General features: G+C 37.5%; 15 protein-coding genes. 8 read left to right on the forward strand and 7 right to left on the reverse strand.

Going from position 1 to position 16,220, the window contains the following annotated elements; translation table 11 throughout:
• Positions 1-5: 5 nt before the first annotated feature.
• The 4 genes from rnhB (at position 6) to tilS (ending at position 6,619) form a co-directional block, all read left to right on the forward strand.
• Positions 6-632, forward strand: coding sequence for a ribonuclease HII (gene rnhB / locus D1094_RS10325; protein ID WP_118960029.1), 627 nt, complete (start codon positions 6-8; stop codon positions 630-632).
• On the forward strand, positions 625-4,143 hold the full coding sequence (gene dnaE / locus D1094_RS10330) for a DNA polymerase III subunit alpha (RefSeq protein WP_118960030.1): 3,519 nt from the start codon (positions 625-627) through the stop codon (positions 4,141-4,143). Before rnhB ends, dnaE begins: the two co-directional genes overlap by 8 nt.
• 98 nt (positions 4,144-4,241) lie before the next feature.
• Entirely contained in the window at positions 4,242-5,198 is a 957-nt protein-coding gene (gene accA, locus D1094_RS10335; RefSeq protein WP_118960031.1) for an acetyl-CoA carboxylase carboxyl transferase subunit alpha, read from the forward strand.
• 35 nt (positions 5,199-5,233) lie between these two features.
• Positions 5,234-6,619 carry a tRNA lysidine(34) synthetase TilS gene (gene tilS, locus D1094_RS10340; protein WP_118960032.1) on the forward strand — a complete coding sequence of 462 codons (1,386 nt, stop codon included), beginning with the start codon at positions 5,234-5,236 and terminating at the stop codon, positions 6,617-6,619.
• Positions 6,620-6,752: 133 nt separating this feature from the next.
• Here tilS and sstT read toward each other — a convergent pair whose 3' ends face one another.
• Positions 6,753-7,970 carry a serine/threonine transporter SstT gene (gene sstT, locus D1094_RS10345; RefSeq protein ID WP_118960033.1) on the reverse strand — a complete coding sequence of 406 codons (1,218 nt, stop codon included), beginning with the start codon at positions 7,968-7,970 and terminating at the stop codon, positions 6,753-6,755.
• 211 nt (positions 7,971-8,181) lie between these two features.
• Between sstT and D1094_RS10350 the strand changes: the two genes are divergently transcribed.
• Positions 8,182-8,751 carry a PhnA domain-containing protein gene (locus tag D1094_RS10350; RefSeq protein ID WP_118960034.1) on the forward strand — a complete coding sequence of 190 codons (570 nt, stop codon included), beginning with the start codon at positions 8,182-8,184 and terminating at the stop codon, positions 8,749-8,751.
• A 308-nt stretch (positions 8,752-9,059) separates the two neighbouring features.
• Here D1094_RS10350 and D1094_RS10355 read toward each other — a convergent pair whose 3' ends face one another.
• From D1094_RS10355 to D1094_RS10380, 6 genes are all read right to left on the reverse strand, one after another.
• Entirely contained in the window at positions 9,060-9,524 is a 465-nt protein-coding gene (locus D1094_RS10355) for an isoprenylcysteine carboxylmethyltransferase family protein (protein WP_118960035.1), read from the reverse strand.
• A 233-nt stretch (positions 9,525-9,757) separates the two neighbouring features.
• Positions 9,758-10,201: a ferric iron uptake transcriptional regulator gene (gene fur / locus D1094_RS10360; RefSeq protein WP_118960036.1), complete on the reverse strand. Its 444-nt coding sequence runs from the start codon at positions 10,199-10,201 to the stop codon at positions 9,758-9,760.
• 193 nt (positions 10,202-10,394) lie between these two features.
• Positions 10,395-10,919, reverse strand: coding sequence for a flavodoxin FldA (gene fldA / locus D1094_RS10365; RefSeq protein WP_118960037.1), 525 nt, complete (start codon positions 10,917-10,919; stop codon positions 10,395-10,397).
• 33 nt (positions 10,920-10,952) lie between these two features.
• Positions 10,953-11,234 (reverse strand): LexA regulated protein, encoded by a 282-nt coding sequence (gene ybfE / locus D1094_RS10370; RefSeq protein ID WP_118960038.1) that lies wholly within the window; start codon positions 11,232-11,234, stop codon positions 10,953-10,955.
• Positions 11,235-11,239: 5 nt separating this feature from the next.
• Complete coding sequence (locus D1094_RS10375; RefSeq protein WP_118960039.1) at positions 11,240-11,461, reverse strand: DUF2788 domain-containing protein; 222 nt, start codon at positions 11,459-11,461, stop codon at positions 11,240-11,242.
• A gap of 191 nt (positions 11,462-11,652) precedes the next feature.
• Positions 11,653-12,471: an alpha/beta fold hydrolase gene (locus tag D1094_RS10380; protein ID WP_118960173.1), complete on the reverse strand. Its 819-nt coding sequence runs from the start codon at positions 12,469-12,471 to the stop codon at positions 11,653-11,655.
• Between the two features lie 226 nt (positions 12,472-12,697).
• Here D1094_RS10380 and seqA point away from each other — a divergent pair, with 226 nt between their 5' ends.
• The 3 genes from seqA to D1094_RS10395 all read left to right on the forward strand — a co-directional run bounded on the left by seqA (position 12,698) and on the right by D1094_RS10395 (position 15,860).
• Positions 12,698-13,255 carry a replication initiation negative regulator SeqA gene (seqA, locus tag D1094_RS10385; protein ID WP_118960040.1) on the forward strand — a complete coding sequence of 186 codons (558 nt, stop codon included), beginning with the start codon at positions 12,698-12,700 and terminating at the stop codon, positions 13,253-13,255.
• Between the two features lie 23 nt (positions 13,256-13,278).
• Positions 13,279-14,934, forward strand: coding sequence for a phosphoglucomutase (alpha-D-glucose-1,6-bisphosphate-dependent) (gene pgm, locus D1094_RS10390; protein ID WP_118960041.1), 1,656 nt, complete (start codon positions 13,279-13,281; stop codon positions 14,932-14,934).
• A gap of 434 nt (positions 14,935-15,368) precedes the next feature.
• Complete coding sequence (locus D1094_RS10395) at positions 15,369-15,860, forward strand: DUF7000 family protein (RefSeq protein WP_118960042.1); 492 nt, start codon at positions 15,369-15,371, stop codon at positions 15,858-15,860.
• Positions 15,861-16,220: the final 360 nt, after the last annotated feature.

Here is a 16,220-nt window from a genome sequence, read left to right on the forward strand (position 1 = left end):
AACCCATGACTAAAACTAAAGAGCTTCCAGAATTTCAATATCCTATTGCCTATTGTATCGCTGGTGTTGATGAAGTAGGTAGAGGACCTTTAGTAGGCGATGTGGTTACTGCGGCCGTTATTCTCGATAGTGAAAACCCTATAGAAGGGTTAATGGACTCAAAAAAACTCTCAGAGAAAAAACGAGAAATATTAGCTGAACAAATTAAAGAACATGCAATAGCTTGGGCTATTGGCCGTGCAACGCCAGAAGAAATCGATACGATTAATATTCTTCATGCAACAATGTTAGCCATGCAGCGAGCGGTACAGTCGTTAAACGTTGAACCCGACTTTGTACTTGTAGACGGTAATCGTTGCCCAACATTTAGTAGTAAGCAAGGTGAAATAAAAACTCAAGCTGTGGTTAAAGGTGATGCGCGAGTCGCTGAAATAAGCGCGGCATCAATTTTAGCTAAAGTTGCTCGCGATCACGATATGATTGAGCTGGACAAAAAACACCCAGAATATGGCTTTGCCAAACATAAAGGCTATCCAACGAAAGTCCACTTAGAAAAAATAATGGAGCATGGTGTATTAGATAATTATCGTCAGAGTTTTAAGCCTGTTGCTAAGGTACTTGCAAATGACTGATACACAGCTTGAACACAGCGTAGATCCATCACCCGAACCTTCTTTTATTCACTTAAGAGTCCATAGTGATTATTCAATGTGCGATGGCTTAAAGAAAGTAAAGCCTATTGTTGCTAAAGCGTCAGAATATAAAATGCCAGCCTTGGCATTAACTGATCAAACAAACCTTTGTGGTTTAGTTAAATTTTATCATGCGACCCATGGAGCTGGCATTAAACCCATTATCGGCTGTGATTTTTGGGTGAAAAGTGAAGAATTAGGAGATGAGCTTGCTCGCATTGTTGTATTAAGTACCAATAATGTCGGTTATAAGAACCTAACCGAATTAATCTCTAAGGCTTATCTTCGCGGTCATGTGCAAAATAAAGCGGTCATTGATAGAGATTGGTTAGTAGAGTTCAAGGAAGGGCTTATTTTACTTTCTGGCGGAAGAGAAGGTGATATTGGCAAAGCGTTGATTAAAGGGAATCAAGATCTTGCCAAGCAAATGGTCACGTTCTACCAACAGCACTTTGATAACTGCTACTTTCTTGAGTTAATTCGCACTGGGCGTAGCGATGAGGAAAATTATCTTCATCTAGCCGTTGAATTTGCAGAGCAATTCCAGTTACCTGTAGTAGCAACGAATGAAGTGGTCTTTCTTTCTCCTGATGATTTTGATGCTCATGAAATTCGAGTCGCGATTCATGACGGCTATACCCTCGACGATAAACGTAGACCTAAACGTTATAGCAAACAGCAATATTTACGCAGTGAAGAAGAAATGTGTGAGCTGTTTAGTGATATCCCAGAAGCACTAGCGAATTCAGTTGAAATAGCGAAACGCTGTAATGTAACTGTGACTTTAGGCGAATATGTACTACCTGACTTCCCAACTGAGGGCATGGAAATAAATGATTATTTCATCAAAGTGTCTGAAGAGGGGTTGCAAGAACGTTTAGAACAGCTGTTTGATACACAAGCGGATAACTTTGCTGAAATACGAAAACCCTATGATGAACGCTTAGCTATTGAGCTGGAAGTTGTAAATAATATGGGGTTTCCGGGATATTTCCTCATCGTTATGGAATTTATTCAGTGGAGTAAAGATAATAATATTCCTGTTGGTCCTGGGCGTGGGTCGGGGGCCGGTTCACTTATCGCTTATGCGTTAAAAATTACTGACTTAGACCCTCTTGAGTTTGATTTACTTTTTGAACGTTTCTTAAACCCTGAACGGGTATCTATGCCAGATTTTGATGTTGATTTCTGCATGGACAGACGTGATGAAGTTATTGACCATACGGCTGAGTTATATGGTCGAGATGCAGTATCGCAAATTATAACCTTCGGTACTATGGCAGCTAAAGCTGTTATTCGTGACGTAGGGCGTGTCTTGGGGCACCCGTATGGCTTTGTTGATCGCATTTCAAAACTGATCCCGCCAACACCTGGCATGACCTTAGAAAAGGCATTTGAAGAAGAGCCTAAATTACCCGAAGTTTATGCCCAAGATAGTGAAGTTAAAGACTTAATAGACATGTGTCGTATTCTTGAAGGGACGACACGTAATGCGGGTAAACATGCAGGTGGTGTTGTTATTTCACCTACCACTATCACTGATTTTGCACCACTATATTGTGATGAAGAGGGTAAAAACCCGGTAACTCAATTCGATAAAAATGATGTTGAGGATGCTGGCTTAGTTAAGTTTGATTTCTTGGGCCTAAGAACACTCACTATTTTACAGTGGGCTATTGAAATGGCCGACGAAAAGCTTCTTAAAGCGGGTGAAGAGCCGATAGATATTGCTGCTATTCCGCTTGATGATAAAGATTCTTTTAAATTATTACTTGCATCACAAACAACGGCTGTATTTCAACTTGAATCTAGCGGTATGAAGTCGTTAATCGAAAAGCTAAAACCAGATTGCTTTGAAGATATTATCGCACTTGTTGCTTTATTTAGACCAGGGCCTTTGCAATCAGGCATGGTTGATAACTTTATTGAGCGTAAACATGGCCGTGAAGAAATAAGTTACCCAGACTCAACATGGCAACATGAAGATCTAAAACCTGTATTAGAGCCTACCTACGGCATTATTTTATACCAAGAACAGGTAATGCAAATTGCTCAGGTACTAGCTGGCTACTCACTAGGTGGCGCAGATATGCTTCGTCGTGCTATGGGTAAGAAAAAGCCTGAAGAAATGGCTAAGCAGCGTGCAGGTTTTGAGCAAGGTGCTGTTGATCGCGGCGTCGATGGCGAACTAGCTATGAAGATTTTCGATTTAGTTGAAAAATTCGCTGGTTATGGTTTTAACAAATCACATTCTGCTGCTTATGCTTTAGTTTCCTATCAAACCTTATGGATGAAAGCGCATTTTCCTGCCCCGTTTATGGCAGCGGTAATGTCTGCTGATATGGATAACACCGATAAAATTGTTACCTTAGTGGATGAGTGTAGCAATATGGAGCTAGATTTATTGCCACCTGATGTTAACGCGGGTCAGTATAAGTTTACGGTAAACGATGATAATCAAATTGTTTATGGCATCGGTGCGGTTAAAGGTGTTGGTGAAGGTCCCATTGAAGCGATTATCGCCGCTAGAAAAGAGGGTGGACCCTTTCTCGATTTATTTGATTTTTGCGCAAGATTAGATTTAAAGAAAACCAATAAACGTGTGTTAGAGCGTTTAATCAAGTCGGGTGCTATGGATAACTTAGGCCCGCACAGAGCTGCAATGTTTGCGAGTTTACCTGAAGCGATAAAAGCGGCTGAACAACACGCCAAAGCTCAAGCATTGGGTCAAAATGATTTATTTGGTTTAATTAATGAAGAACCTGAAGATACCCGTCAAGCGTTTAAAGAGGTTAAACCGTGGCCAGAAGAGCAATGGCTTGACGGAGAAAAAGAAACCTTAGGTTTATATTTAACGGGTCACCCCATTAATCGATACTTAACTGAAATAAAAAAATATTCATCGGGTCGGTTAGTTACCATGCAGCCTACAGGTCGAGATAGACAAGCAGTCGCTGTAGGTTTAGTGATTGGTGTTAGAGTATTGGTCAATAAAAGGGGCCGTCGTTGGGCACTTGTAACACTAGATGATAAAAGTGCTCGTATGGATGTCAGGTTGTTTCCAGACGATTATGATACCTTTGCCGAATTGCTTGTAAATGATGCTATTTTGGTCTGTAGCGGACAGGTCAGCTTTGATGATTACTCTGGTGGTAATACAATGACGGCTCGGGATATAATGACCATCACTGACGCAAGGGAAAATTACGTTAGTTCACTTGATGTTATTATAGATAATGACATGATTGATGAGCAGTTTATCGAACAATTTGAACAAGTATTAACACCTCATAAAGAGGGAACTTGCCCTGTTCGAGTATTTTATCGTCGAAAAGAAGCATCAGCTATGCTGGAACTGGGTGTCCAGTGGCGAGTTACGCCAGCAGATATGTTATTATACGAATTAAAAGCATTGTTAGGTGAGGAAAGTGTCACCTTGCAATTTAAATAATTAAGCGATTGTTGTTAAAGGTTTAACAGCAAAGTATCACGATTGAATAGTACCGTTTTATAGCGTTACTTAATATTTATATAGGTAAAAGTAAGCATATGTCATTAAATTTCTTAGATTTTGAGCAGCCCATTGCTGAGTTAGATGCTAAAATTGAAGAGCTTCAGCTTGTTAATACAGGCCAAGAGCTTGATCTTGATTTAGAAGAACAAATAACGCAACTACGTGAAAAAAACAAAGAGCAAATGACAAAAATATTTGCCAACTTAGACCCGTGGCAAACTGCACGTGTTGCAAGACACCCACAACGTCCTTACACACTTGACTATATCCCTCGTATTTTTACTGAATTTGATGAATTAGCCGGTGATCGTGCTTATGCCGATGACAGTGCTATTGTTGGTGGAACCGCACGTTTAGATGGTCAGCCTGTTGTTATTATTGGTCATCAAAAAGGTCGTTCAACTACAGAGAAAGTAAAACGTAATTTTGGTATGCCTAGACCTGAAGGTTACCGTAAAGCGCTTCGTTTAATGGAAATGGCAGAACGTTTTAATATGCCAATTATTACTTTTATCGACACACCTGGTGCATATCCTGGTATTGGTGCTGAAGAGCGTGGTCAAAGTGAAGCAATTGCAAGAAACTTAAAAGTGATGGCTCGTTTAACGGTACCTATTGTTTGTACTGTTATTGGCGAAGGCGGCTCTGGTGGTGCACTAGCTATTGGTGTTGGCGATCGTGTTAACATGCTGCAATATGCAACTTATTCTGTAATTTCTCCAGAAGGTTGTGCTTCTATTTTATGGAAAACTGCTGAAAAAGCATCAACGGCTGCAGAAGCGATGGGTATTACGGCAACTCGTATTAAAGAGTTAGATCTTATTAATAGTGTTGTTGAAGAGCCTTTAGGTGGTGCACATCGTGATATGGATCAAATGGCTGCTATGTTAAAGCAAGCGATCAAGAGTGATTTAGCAGATTTAGATGGTTTGTCTAAAGAAGAGCTTATTGAAAAACGTTATGACAGATTAATGTCATTCGGCTACTGTTAATATATTAAGGCGGCTTAGGCTGCCTTTTTTCATGTATGGCTATCATTTCTACTTTAAAGGCTTTTTTTTTATCAAAGCCTAATCATCCTATTATTATTGCTTATAGCGGCGGTATTGACTCACAAGTTTTACTTCATGCGTTATCTCGGTTAAAGCAAGAAAACACCTTATCAAACAAAATTATTGCTTGTCATGTCAATCATGGTTTAAGTGATAATGCCTTAAATTGGCAATCTTTTGCTAAAGCCCAGTGTAAGCTGTTTAATGTTGAATTAGCCGTGTGTGAAGTCAACGTCAAAGAAAAAGCACAACATTCTTTGGAAGCGTTAGCACGAGATGCTCGCTATGAAGCGCTTTGCAAAGTATGTAATCAGCACTCTTATATTGTTACGGGTCATCATTGTGATGATCAAGTTGAAACCTTTTTGTTAGCATTAAAGCGCGGCTCAGGGCTAAAGGGTTTGGCTGCTATGGCTGAGAAAACCCCCCTAGAACAACACTTACTTGTTAGGCCGTTATTAGCAATCACTCGTGCACAAATTAATGCTTATGCTATTGAACATCAGCTTAATTGGGTTGAAGATGAATCGAATCAAGATACTAGTTTTGATCGAAATTTTCTACGTCAAGATATTATCCCGCAATTAATCAATCGATGGGGCAGCTTTAACCAAACGGTGAACCGCAGTGCGGCTCATTGTGCACAAGGGCAATTATTACTTGATGAGTTAGCTGAACAAGATTTAGCTGCGTGTAGAGAAAGCAATCTCTGTTTACGCGTGACAGTGTTAAAAACATTTTCTGTGGCGAGGTTTAATAACCTTATTCGATATTTTTTATCGTTTCACAATGCTTTAATGCCAACAACTCAGCAATTAGAGCAGTTAAGGCGACAAATAACTGCTGACAGCGATAAAAGCCCGCAAGTCAAATTGGGGAATGCCTATTTTAGACGCTATAAAGATCTATTTTATTTAACAAATGATTTTGATGATGTTTCTCATTGGGTCGCAGCGTTAGATTTAAACAATACATCTTTATCTGATAAAACCAATGTAGTTAATCTGCCTGATCACTTAGGAAATCTATATTTTAGCCATGGGGCGAGCATATCTGAACCCATAAAAGGGTTTGATGAAGGGGTAACTAAAGTTTTGCAAGTTGCAGTGCCAACTGCTGGACAGAAAGTGACCATAAAATTTTGTCATGATAACCCTAAGTGTTTACCTGATTATCGTCAACATTCACGCTCGCTTAAAAAAGTGCTACAAGAGTTAAATTTACCTCCTTGGCAAAGAAAGAGAACACCATTCTTATACTATGACGATCAATTGGTTGCTGCAATAGGACATTTTGTTTGCCAAGAATTTCTGGCCAACAATGCAGAGCAGTCAATTAGCATTGACTGGCAACAAAACTAATTTATTTAGCTTGAACAGACCCTATAAAAAACCTCTAGCAAACGTATTTACTAGAGGTTTTTTAGGTTATTTACTGTATTAGTGTTTGTAAATCGCTGGGAAACTATACGGGGTAGTATTAATTCTTCACCGCTTATTTCGAGCTAATATGGTGAGATGCAGCAGCAGAGAAAACGACATCGGTAGAGCTATTTAGTGCTGTTTCTGCAGAGTCTTGTATAACACCAATAATAAAGCCAATAGCCACTACTTGCATGGCAACATCGTTAGAAATACCAAATAGGCTACACGCTAATGGAATGAGTAATAATGAGCCACCAGCAACACCTGATGCGCCACACGCTGATATAGATGCGACAATCGACAACAATATCGCTGTAGCAAAATCAACCTCGATTCCTAGAGTGTTGGTAGCCGCTAATGTTAATACGGTAATGGTAATTGCAGCGCCTGCCATATTAATGGTTGCCCCTAAAGGTATTGATATAGAATATGTATCTTCATGTAGATTCAGCTTTTTACACAGTGCCATATTTACCGGAATATTTGCCGCAGAGCTTCGCGTAAAAAAGGCCGTGATACCCGATTCTCTTAAGCTTGTAAAAACTAAGGGGTAAGGGGTTTTCTTGGTAATCAGGTAAACAATTAATGGGTTTACCAATAACGCAATGATCAGCATAGCGCTAAGTAATACGATGAGTAATTGGCTATATTGCGATATTACGCTAAAGCCTGTTGTTGCCAAAGTATTACTAACTAAGCCAAAAATACCTACAGGTGCAAACCGAATAACAAATTTAACAATACTCGAAATAGCATTACTTAAATCTTGAAGCATGTTTTTAGAGCTTTCGTTAGCTTTTTTAAAAGAAAACCCTAAACCTAACCCCCAAGCAAGTACCGCGATAAAATTACCACCTGCGATAGCGGTAATGGGATTTTCAACCACCTTAAATAGTAAGTTTGACAGTACTTCTGTTAAACCTTGTGGCGGGTTTGCACTCGCGGCAGCAATTTCCAAGGTGAGTGTTGTTGGCATCAAAAAGCTTAAAGCAACAGCGATAAATGCTGCTGATAACGTACCAACAAGGTAAAGCGCTATGATTGGTTTTAATTCAGCATCACTATTTTGTTTTTGGTTAGCAATTGAAGACGCGACTAAAACTAACACCAAAATGGGGGCAACGGCTTTAAGAGCATTAACAAATAAATTACCTAATAACGAAAAATTCTTCGCTGTTTCAGGTGAAATTATTGCAAGTATACTAGCAAGTATAATGGCAAAAATAATTTGGCTAACCAAGCTTGTCGAGGTTATTTTTTTTAATAAGGTGAACTTTTCAGTGGTCATAAGCTTTTAATTTAATTTTAATTATTGTTTTGAAGGATACGTCACTAGTTTTTCTTATTGTGGTCAACTTGTCTAGCCTAATTCGATGAGTAGAGAAAAATTTATGTTGTTTGACGTGAAAACAGCATTACTGTTGATTTAGTCGCTTTTTTTTTCTCAATAGGCGCGTATAATTGCGCGATAAAATTATACTTCGATATTAGGAAACCCCATGGCAACGGAACAAGCATTAAAACAACGTAGTAATTCAAGCTGTGAATTATGTGGTTCAACAGAGAACTTATCTGTTTACCCTGTACCACCAACAAGCGATTTAAGTGCACAACAGTCTATATACACTTGCCAACTGTGTTTGTCACAAATCGAAGGTAATGCTGAATTAGATTTAAATCATTGGCGTTGTTTAAATGACAGCATGTGGAATCAAGAGCCTGCGGTACAAGTTATGTCTTATCGTATGTTACATAAACTTTCATCAGAAAGCTGGGCACAAGATGCATTAGACATGATATATCTAGAAGATGAGGTTAGAACCTGGGCTGAGCAGGGCATTGCAGCTGCACAATCTAACGGCCCAACTCGTGATAGCAATGGCGCAGAATTACAAGAGGGTGACAACGTTACTTTAATCAAAGATTTAAAGGTTAAAGGAGCTAACTTCACTGCAAAGCAAGGTACTATGGTAAGAGGTATCTCTTTAACTGATAACCCCGAACACATTGAAGGTAAAGTAAACGGTACGCGTATTGTGCTGGTTGCTGCATATTTAAAGAAAGCATAAGCCTACGCCCTCTCTCTTATTTACTAAATTGTCGAGGCTTTAATTAAGGCGTGTTTATCTTTGTTAATCATTCAGCTGTGAGATAACCCCCTTTAATTAAGGAAAAAGTTGCCTAGTTTACTCGCTGAATCAGCAGCTTTTAACGCAAAGTAAAGGGATGTTAGCCTCAGCCCTAAAGGTAATGGCTATTTTTAACACTAGTGGCATTAGTATTCACGTCTTTGGAATAACCAAACTGCGTCCATACTGCTTAGCTCTTGATAAAAATAGCGCATTGCGGAAAATATCAACAGCCTAGTTAAAGTATGTTATAGCCAGCGTCTTACCTTCTGACAATATTCATCATATTCCTTGCCAAATAACTTACCAAGTGCTTTTTCTTCAGGTTGAATCTGAAAGCGGGTTATATACATGATAAACAAAGGCAAAACCAATAACGCAATAAGGTTTGTAGTAAGTAATGCTATGGCGATTAACGCAAGCAACATAGCTAAATACATAGGATTTCTTGAAAAACGATAGACACCTGAACTCACGACTTTCGACGTTTTCTCTGGCGTATGTGGGTGGAATGTTGTGCCATGCTTTTTAAAATCAAGCAATGCGTGCATGGCAAGGTACACGGCAACGATTACTAAAACACTCGGTAAGTAACCATTACTTAGTATTGGCATCTGCCTAGCATATGAGTAACTAGGTAAAAACTCATAGCACAGCCACATAAGTAGCATAGCTATAGCACATTGAATAACCGGAATTATTTTTAAATCCATCTTTATACCAATTTATATAAGAAACTGCTGCTTTAACGAGAATTTAACGGCTTAGAGACATGGTAAATGTTTATAGGCCTTTAAAAATCTCTCTAAGTGGTCGTTATGTTACGCGATATGGTATTAGTGCTTAGGTTATTAAAAAAGCTAACCAATATGAATTAGTTAGCTTTTAATAGAGTAACTTTAGTCATCGAAATCAATATAAGAAAGTTCGACAGAGTAGTGAAGCACTATAGCGTACTTTTTCTAAAATCTTCGCAAGCAACTTTGTCTTCACATTCGCCGTATAAATATAAGCTGTGATTAGTTAAGGTAATCTTATGAGAATCAGCAATATCTTTTTGTCTTTGCTCGATAACGTCATCTTCAAACTCAACGACTTTGCCACACTTTAAACATACTAGATGATCATGATGATTTTTATGTGCAAGTTCAAAAACAGATTTTCCACCTTCGAAATGGTGACGAGTAACAATACCCGCATCATCAAACTGGTTTAAAACACGATATACAGTGGCTAATCCAATTTCTTCATTTTGTTCTAATAATATTTTGTAAACATCTTCGGCACTTATATGTTGATTTTTAGGCTGTTGAAGTATGCTAAGGATTTTTATCCGCGGCAGGGTGATTTTTAACCCAGCTCTTTTTAGCTCTTCGTTTTGGTCTGCCATATTATTATTCTCTGAAGTCATTAAATTGAAATTACGAAAAGTATAGGGGGTTCTCTATCAAGAGAAAAGGAATACTTTCGAATATAGTCTTATTTTATAAATATATTGTTTAAAAAATAATAAAAGCCCAATAAAGGGCTTTTATTTAAACAATATTTTTATCACGGTTTAGAATTAAGTATCAAGGTATAAATTAAGCGAACTCAGCTAAACACATTTCATCATTTAATTGCGCTAACCATTTATCAACACGCTCTTCGGTTAATTCTGCTTGTCTGTCTTCATCAATACATAAACCGATAAAGGTATTTTCATCAACCAGTGCTTTAGATGCTTCAAATTCATAGCCTTCAGTTGGCCAGTTACCGACAACTATTGCGCCTCTAGCTTCAACAATATCGCGAAGTGGCTCCATTGCATCACAGAAATACTCAGCATAATCTTCTTGATCACCTAAGCCGTAGATAGCAACTAATTTATCAGTAAAATCAATTTCTTCTAACTCAGGTAAGAAGTCATCCCAATCACATTGGTTTTCACCGTAATACCATGTTGGAATACCTAAAATTAATAAATCAAACTCTGCAATTTCTTCTTTAGTGCATTTAGCGACGTCTTTTACATCTACCATTTGCTTGCCCAGCTTTTTCTGGATCATTTTACCAATTGCTTCTGTATTACCAGTATCACTGCCGAAGAATAAACCTACGATTGCCATGAAATTTTACCTTAATTGCGAATGAATAATTAGTTAGTTGTCTTTCGTTGCTAAAGATTCTATTAACAACGATTCGATAAGTTCACTACGGCTCATATTTTGTGCCTTAGCTAACGTCTCTAACTGTTCAAATAAGCTATGGTGAACTTTGAATTCAACACGCTTTAACCCTTTGTTTTTGTCTCTTTTAACTTGATTTCTTTTATTTATCTTAATCTGAACACTGCGTGAGTGAGGGTTAGTCTTAGGACGCCCCGGACGCTTTTCATCACTAAATAAATCGATGGTCGTTAAATCAGATATTTCCTTAGCCATTATGATTAACCAACACCCTGACTTTCCCAAACGAATTGTATTATGCCTTTAGCAATAAATCCTGCACAGCCTAAAAACAAAACGAAATATACAACAACACGCCCCATTTTAGGCACATCATTCTTTGTCATAACATCATGAATAGATAAGCCAATAAAACCAAAGATAAATAAGAAAAATAAGTTCAGTCCAATTGCTTCAATGAGTTCTAAATGTTCCGCTAACATGTGTGTTTATTATCCATGTAATGATAGAAAATAGGGCAGCTAAAAAAATTGGCGGCATTATAGCATATCCTATTCACCATACCATTGCGGCAGCAAATAAAACTGAGAATACTTATAAAATCACTATAACGTTTATTATAATTTGTCGTTTTGATCTTTATCAACACAGGCACCTGTTTAGAAAGTGGTCGTTATAAAGCTTTTAAAAAGTTAAGTACTATTTTATTAAAGGCGGTTGTTTTTTCAGCATGAAGCCAATGACCTGCGCCCTGAATAACTTTTGCCTTACTCTGAGGGAAAAGCGCTAATATATCATGTTGGTGTTCAGGAAGAATATAGTTTGAGTTACCACCTTTAATGAACATTGTTGGCTTTTCAAAACGTTTAGCGACTTGAATGTTACTTTTATCATCTAATTTATTCGCCAGCATAACTTGACTATAACATTGGTCAATCAATGCTAGGCTACATTTAAAATAAAAATGCTTTTGCTCATTAAGTGCAAGGTTACGTAAAAGAAATTGGCGAACACCTTGCTCTGGAACATACATACTGAGTTGTTCATCAGCATCTTTTCTTTTTAGTACTTTAGTTAAATCAATAGCTTTTAAGCCATTGATAATTTGCTGATGGTGATTTGGGTATTGAACAGGGGCAATGTCAGCGACAATTAAGGTATTAATTCTATCACCATACTCAAGCGCTAATTGCATGGCTATTTTTCCCCCCATTGAATGACCTAATATATGCGCATTATCAATGGCTAAATGATCAAGTAATTTTATCACATCTTGTGCTAACACAGAATAATTCATATTGTCAGCATGAAACGAGCTACCATGATTTCTAACATCAACACTGGTTACAGTAAAATCGTTCGCTAGGGTTTTAGCAACCATGTTGAGGTTTTCTAGGCTACCAAATAAACCATGGATGAGGATAATATGATCACCTTGGCCTACTTGTTGGTAGTTTAGTAACGGCGTTTGATTTAGGGCAGAAGAGTTCATATTTGCTTTATATGTATTTATAGCGAAAATTTGCTGCATATTACCTTGATTCAAAATATCGGTCTAGCCTGTATTCATTGCGAAATTACTTACTCAAAGGTCAACAATGTTCAGCATGTTAGAGATTAACGCCTCAATAATTAGAATATTTAGCTGTAATTTAGTATGGCTAGATGAAGTAAACCTCAGTATAATTTCGCGCGAAAATTAAAAGTTAGGGGTTTTAATGAAAAACATCGAGATAGATGAAGAGCTATATCAGTATATTGCTAGTAATACTCAGTATATTGGTGAAAGTGCTTCGGCCATTTTACGCCGATTATTGCAATTAGATGTACCAAAGGTTAAAGAAGATACTGTTACAAAAACTGTAGCAGAACAGCCTGTTGAATCAAACAAACCGATAAAAACCAAGCAAAAAGTAGCTTTAGAAAACCCTGCTGAGCAAACAAGTGTCTTTGATTTTATCAACAAAGAAGAACTTGCAATGCAGCGTGGTGCTGTAGGGCGTTTTCTCTTGATTTTAGCCGCACTATATCGCGCGCACCCTAAAGAATTTGATGTGGTTACTGATATCAGTGGTCGCGATAGATTGTATTTTGCTCATAGTGAAGAAGAGCTAGCAGCAAGTGGGAGCAGTACTAAACCAAGGCAAATACCTGAAAGCCCGTTTTGGGTTATAACTAACTCAAATACAACACGTAAAAAAATGATGCTAACAAAAGCGGCTTCATCATTAGGTTATAAAGACGTTGAAGTTGAAAAAATAAGAGAATTACTCTAACCGATTACTAAGGATTTGCGTCAATGAGCATTCACCCTCATGCAGGAAAACCAGTTCGACCAGAAGATAGAATTAATATTGCTCAACTGGTAAGCCACTATTACTCGTTGTTTCCCGATGTCGAAATTGAAGAGCAAAGAGTAACGTTTGGTACTTCAGGCCATAGAGGTAATGCCAATAAATGCAGTTTTAATGAAGCGCATATTGTCGCGATTTGCCAAGCTGTTGTCGAATATCGTCAAAGCCAGGGCATAACTGGGCCACTGTTTTTAGGTAAAGATACTCACGCTTTATCTGAGCCTGCTTTTATTTCGGCATTATCTGTACTTGTCGCTAATAACATTAATGTTGTTATACAAGATGATGAAGGTTTTACCCCAACTCCGGTTATTTCTCGATTAATAATTAACCATAATAAGTGTTTAGCCAATGATGATGAATATGCTGATGGTTTAATTATTACTCCCTCACATAATCCACCAAGCGACGGAGGGATTAAATATAACCCACCTCATGGCGGGCCAGCTGAAGGTGACATTACTAAAGCTATTGAACAACGTGCCAATGAACTGATTGCTGCTAAATTAGTTGACGTGAAAAAAGTTGATATTACTCAAGCTTTGTTATCTGACTGTGTTTCAAAACAAGATTTTATAAAATTTTATGTTGAGCAGTTATCGCAAGTGGTTGACATGAGAGCTATTGCTAAGGCAAACGTTAATATTGGCGTGGACCCGCTAGGGGGTTCAGGTATTGCTTATTGGCCTGAAATTGCAAAAGTTTACGGGCTAAACTTATCGGTTGTTAACCCTGTGGTTGATGCTAGTTTTGCTTTTATGCCATTAGATAAAGATGGCAAGATTCGAATGGATTGCTCATCACCCTATGCGATGTCGGGTCTTATTGAAATGAAAGACAAGTTTGATGTTAGTATAGGTAATGACCCCGATTTTGATCGCCACGGCATTGTTACAAAGCAAGGGGGCTTAATGAACCCTAATCACTTTTTAGCCGTTGCTATTCATTATTTAATGACCCATAGAAATTGGTCTGTTGATTGTAAAATTGGTAAAACGCTCGTTTCAAGCTCATTAATTGATCGCGTAGCAGCAAAGTTAGCTAAACCGCTATCAGAAGTACCTGTTGGCTTTAAATGGTTTGTATCAGGTTTACAGCATGGTGAATATGCATTTGGTGGTGAAGAAAGTGCTGGCGCAAGCTTTTTAGCCTTGGACGGTAGTACTTGGACCACTGATAAAGATGGCTTTGTCATGGGGTTATTAGCGGCTGAAATTATAGCGGTAACAGGAAAAGATCCTCATCAATATTACCTTGAATTAGTTAATGAACTAGGCGAGCCATGTTATGGCAGGGTGGAAGCTGTTGCTAATTCAGCGCAAAAAACGGTATTAACGTCTCTTAGCCCATCAGATGTAACCGCTGATACTTTGGCGGGTGAAAAAATAGAACGTATTTTGTCACATGCACCGGGTAATAATGCTGCTATTGGCGGTATAAAAGTTGTTACTTCAAATGGTTGGTTTGCTGCTAGACCTTCAGGTACTGAAGATATCTATAAAATTTATGCTGAAAGTTTTATTGATAAAGCTCATTTAGATGCAATTATTGCCCAAGCACAGGATATTGTTAGCGCCGCATTTAAAAAAGCAGGGCTTTAAAAGGTTTTATCCAAGAGTCCCCAATAAGTTAACGTTCAATGTTAGCTTATTATTTTTTATGTTTGATCACTTGCGTTCATTTGAAAAAGTGCCTGCAATTAGTACTATTCTTTATCCCGTTAACTTTTATATGTTTAGGGCGTGTTGGCCTTTGTTAATATTTTCAGCAATGCGCTCTTTTTATCATGAGCAAAGCAGCATGAACGCAGTTTGGTTGTTCCAAATAAGTGAATTCTAATGACGCTAGTACAAAAAAACATTGCTATTAGAGTTGAGGTTAAACCCCTCTTTAATCTGCGTTAAAAACTGCTGATTAAGTGGGGGGGAGGATCTCTCAGCTGATTTATTAACCAAGGGGAAATACCGCAAGTGAACTATTAAGTTTTAGAAACTATAATTGTTATGTGTTCTTCACATTAAAAAGAAAAAACTCTATGTCAGTAAATAATATCAACGATAGCATTCCTTTCTACAAACAAGCCCTTGCAAGTGGAGAATTACAGAAAATATATCAAAGTCTTGTTGTAGTTATACAAGCCATTAGAACTGATTTTAATAAAGAGTATAAAGGTAAATTCGCTGTAGCAAATCTATTGCATGGTTATATAGATTATACTTACTTTTATCTACAAAACGATTTCCTTAAAAATCGTAAACTCAAGTTAGCTATTGTACTTAATCACAAGGAAGCTCGTTTCGAACTTTGGTTACTCGGGCAAACGAAAAGTGTGCAAGCCAACTATTGGAACAAGTTAAGAGATGTTAAATGGATAAACCAAGACTCGATGCCTCACTGGTCTATTTTTGACGTTGTTATGGTTGCCAATCCAGATTTTGATGATAAAGAGACGTTATCTAACGCGATGCTAAGTACATTTTCAACGTTGTCAGAAGAGATATTTACAATATTGAAAACATTTGAATAAATTAGAAAAACACGTTTATAAGAAAATTATTGTTTATATATTTCAACAGTTAACGTTTTAATATTATTACTTATATAAATATGGTTGCATTTATTCAATACTTACAAAATTCAATTCAATTTTTTATTTATCATGCTCATCCCAAATTAGATTAATTAGTTGTTTTTATTTGCTTACTTTATTATTAAGTAAATTATGATGCTCTCAATTAAGTAGGTATAGTTTACGCGGTAAAACTCATTGAGACATGCAAGTGTAAAGATTCATGTTCACTTATTATGGAGAATAGGCCAATTCATTATCAGATATTCTTGAATGTCAGTTGACGTAAAGGTAAAGTTTGGCACAGTTAGTACATAT

Origin of the sequence: Colwellia sp. RSH04, assembly GCF_003545765.1 — a bacterium.
In the GTDB taxonomy this organism is placed as follows: domain Bacteria; phylum Pseudomonadota; class Gammaproteobacteria; order Enterobacterales; family Alteromonadaceae; genus Colwellia.

Coding starts and splice junctions, on each gene's coding strand:
- rnhB (WP_118960029.1), top strand. CDS start 6: ATGACTAAAACTAAAGAGCTTCCAGAATTTCAATATCCTATTGCCTAT.
- dnaE (WP_118960030.1), top strand. CDS start 625: ATGACTGATACACAGCTTGAACACAGCGTAGATCCATCACCCGAACCT.
- accA (WP_118960031.1), top strand. CDS start 4,242: ATGTCATTAAATTTCTTAGATTTTGAGCAGCCCATTGCTGAGTTAGAT.
- tilS (WP_118960032.1), top strand. CDS start 5,234: ATGGCTATCATTTCTACTTTAAAGGCTTTTTTTTTATCAAAGCCTAAT.
- sstT (WP_118960033.1), bottom strand. CDS start 7,970: ATGACCACTGAAAAGTTCACCTTATTAAAAAAAATAACCTCGACAAGC.
- D1094_RS10350 (WP_118960034.1), top strand. CDS start 8,182: ATGGCAACGGAACAAGCATTAAAACAACGTAGTAATTCAAGCTGTGAA.
- D1094_RS10355 (WP_118960035.1), bottom strand. CDS start 9,524: ATGGATTTAAAAATAATTCCGGTTATTCAATGTGCTATAGCTATGCTA.
- fur (WP_118960036.1), bottom strand. CDS start 10,201: ATGGCAGACCAAAACGAAGAGCTAAAAAGAGCTGGGTTAAAAATCACC.
- fldA (WP_118960037.1), bottom strand. CDS start 10,919: ATGGCAATCGTAGGTTTATTCTTCGGCAGTGATACTGGTAATACAGAA.
- ybfE (WP_118960038.1), bottom strand. CDS start 11,234: ATGGCTAAGGAAATATCTGATTTAACGACCATCGATTTATTTAGTGAT.
- D1094_RS10375 (WP_118960039.1), bottom strand. CDS start 11,461: ATGTTAGCGGAACATTTAGAACTCATTGAAGCAATTGGACTGAACTTA.
- D1094_RS10380 (WP_118960173.1), bottom strand. CDS start 12,471: ATGAACTCTTCTGCCCTAAATCAAACGCCGTTACTAAACTACCAACAA.
- seqA (WP_118960040.1), top strand. CDS start 12,698: ATGAAAAACATCGAGATAGATGAAGAGCTATATCAGTATATTGCTAGT.
- pgm (WP_118960041.1), top strand. CDS start 13,279: ATGAGCATTCACCCTCATGCAGGAAAACCAGTTCGACCAGAAGATAGA.
- D1094_RS10395 (WP_118960042.1), top strand. CDS start 15,369: ATGTCAGTAAATAATATCAACGATAGCATTCCTTTCTACAAACAAGCC.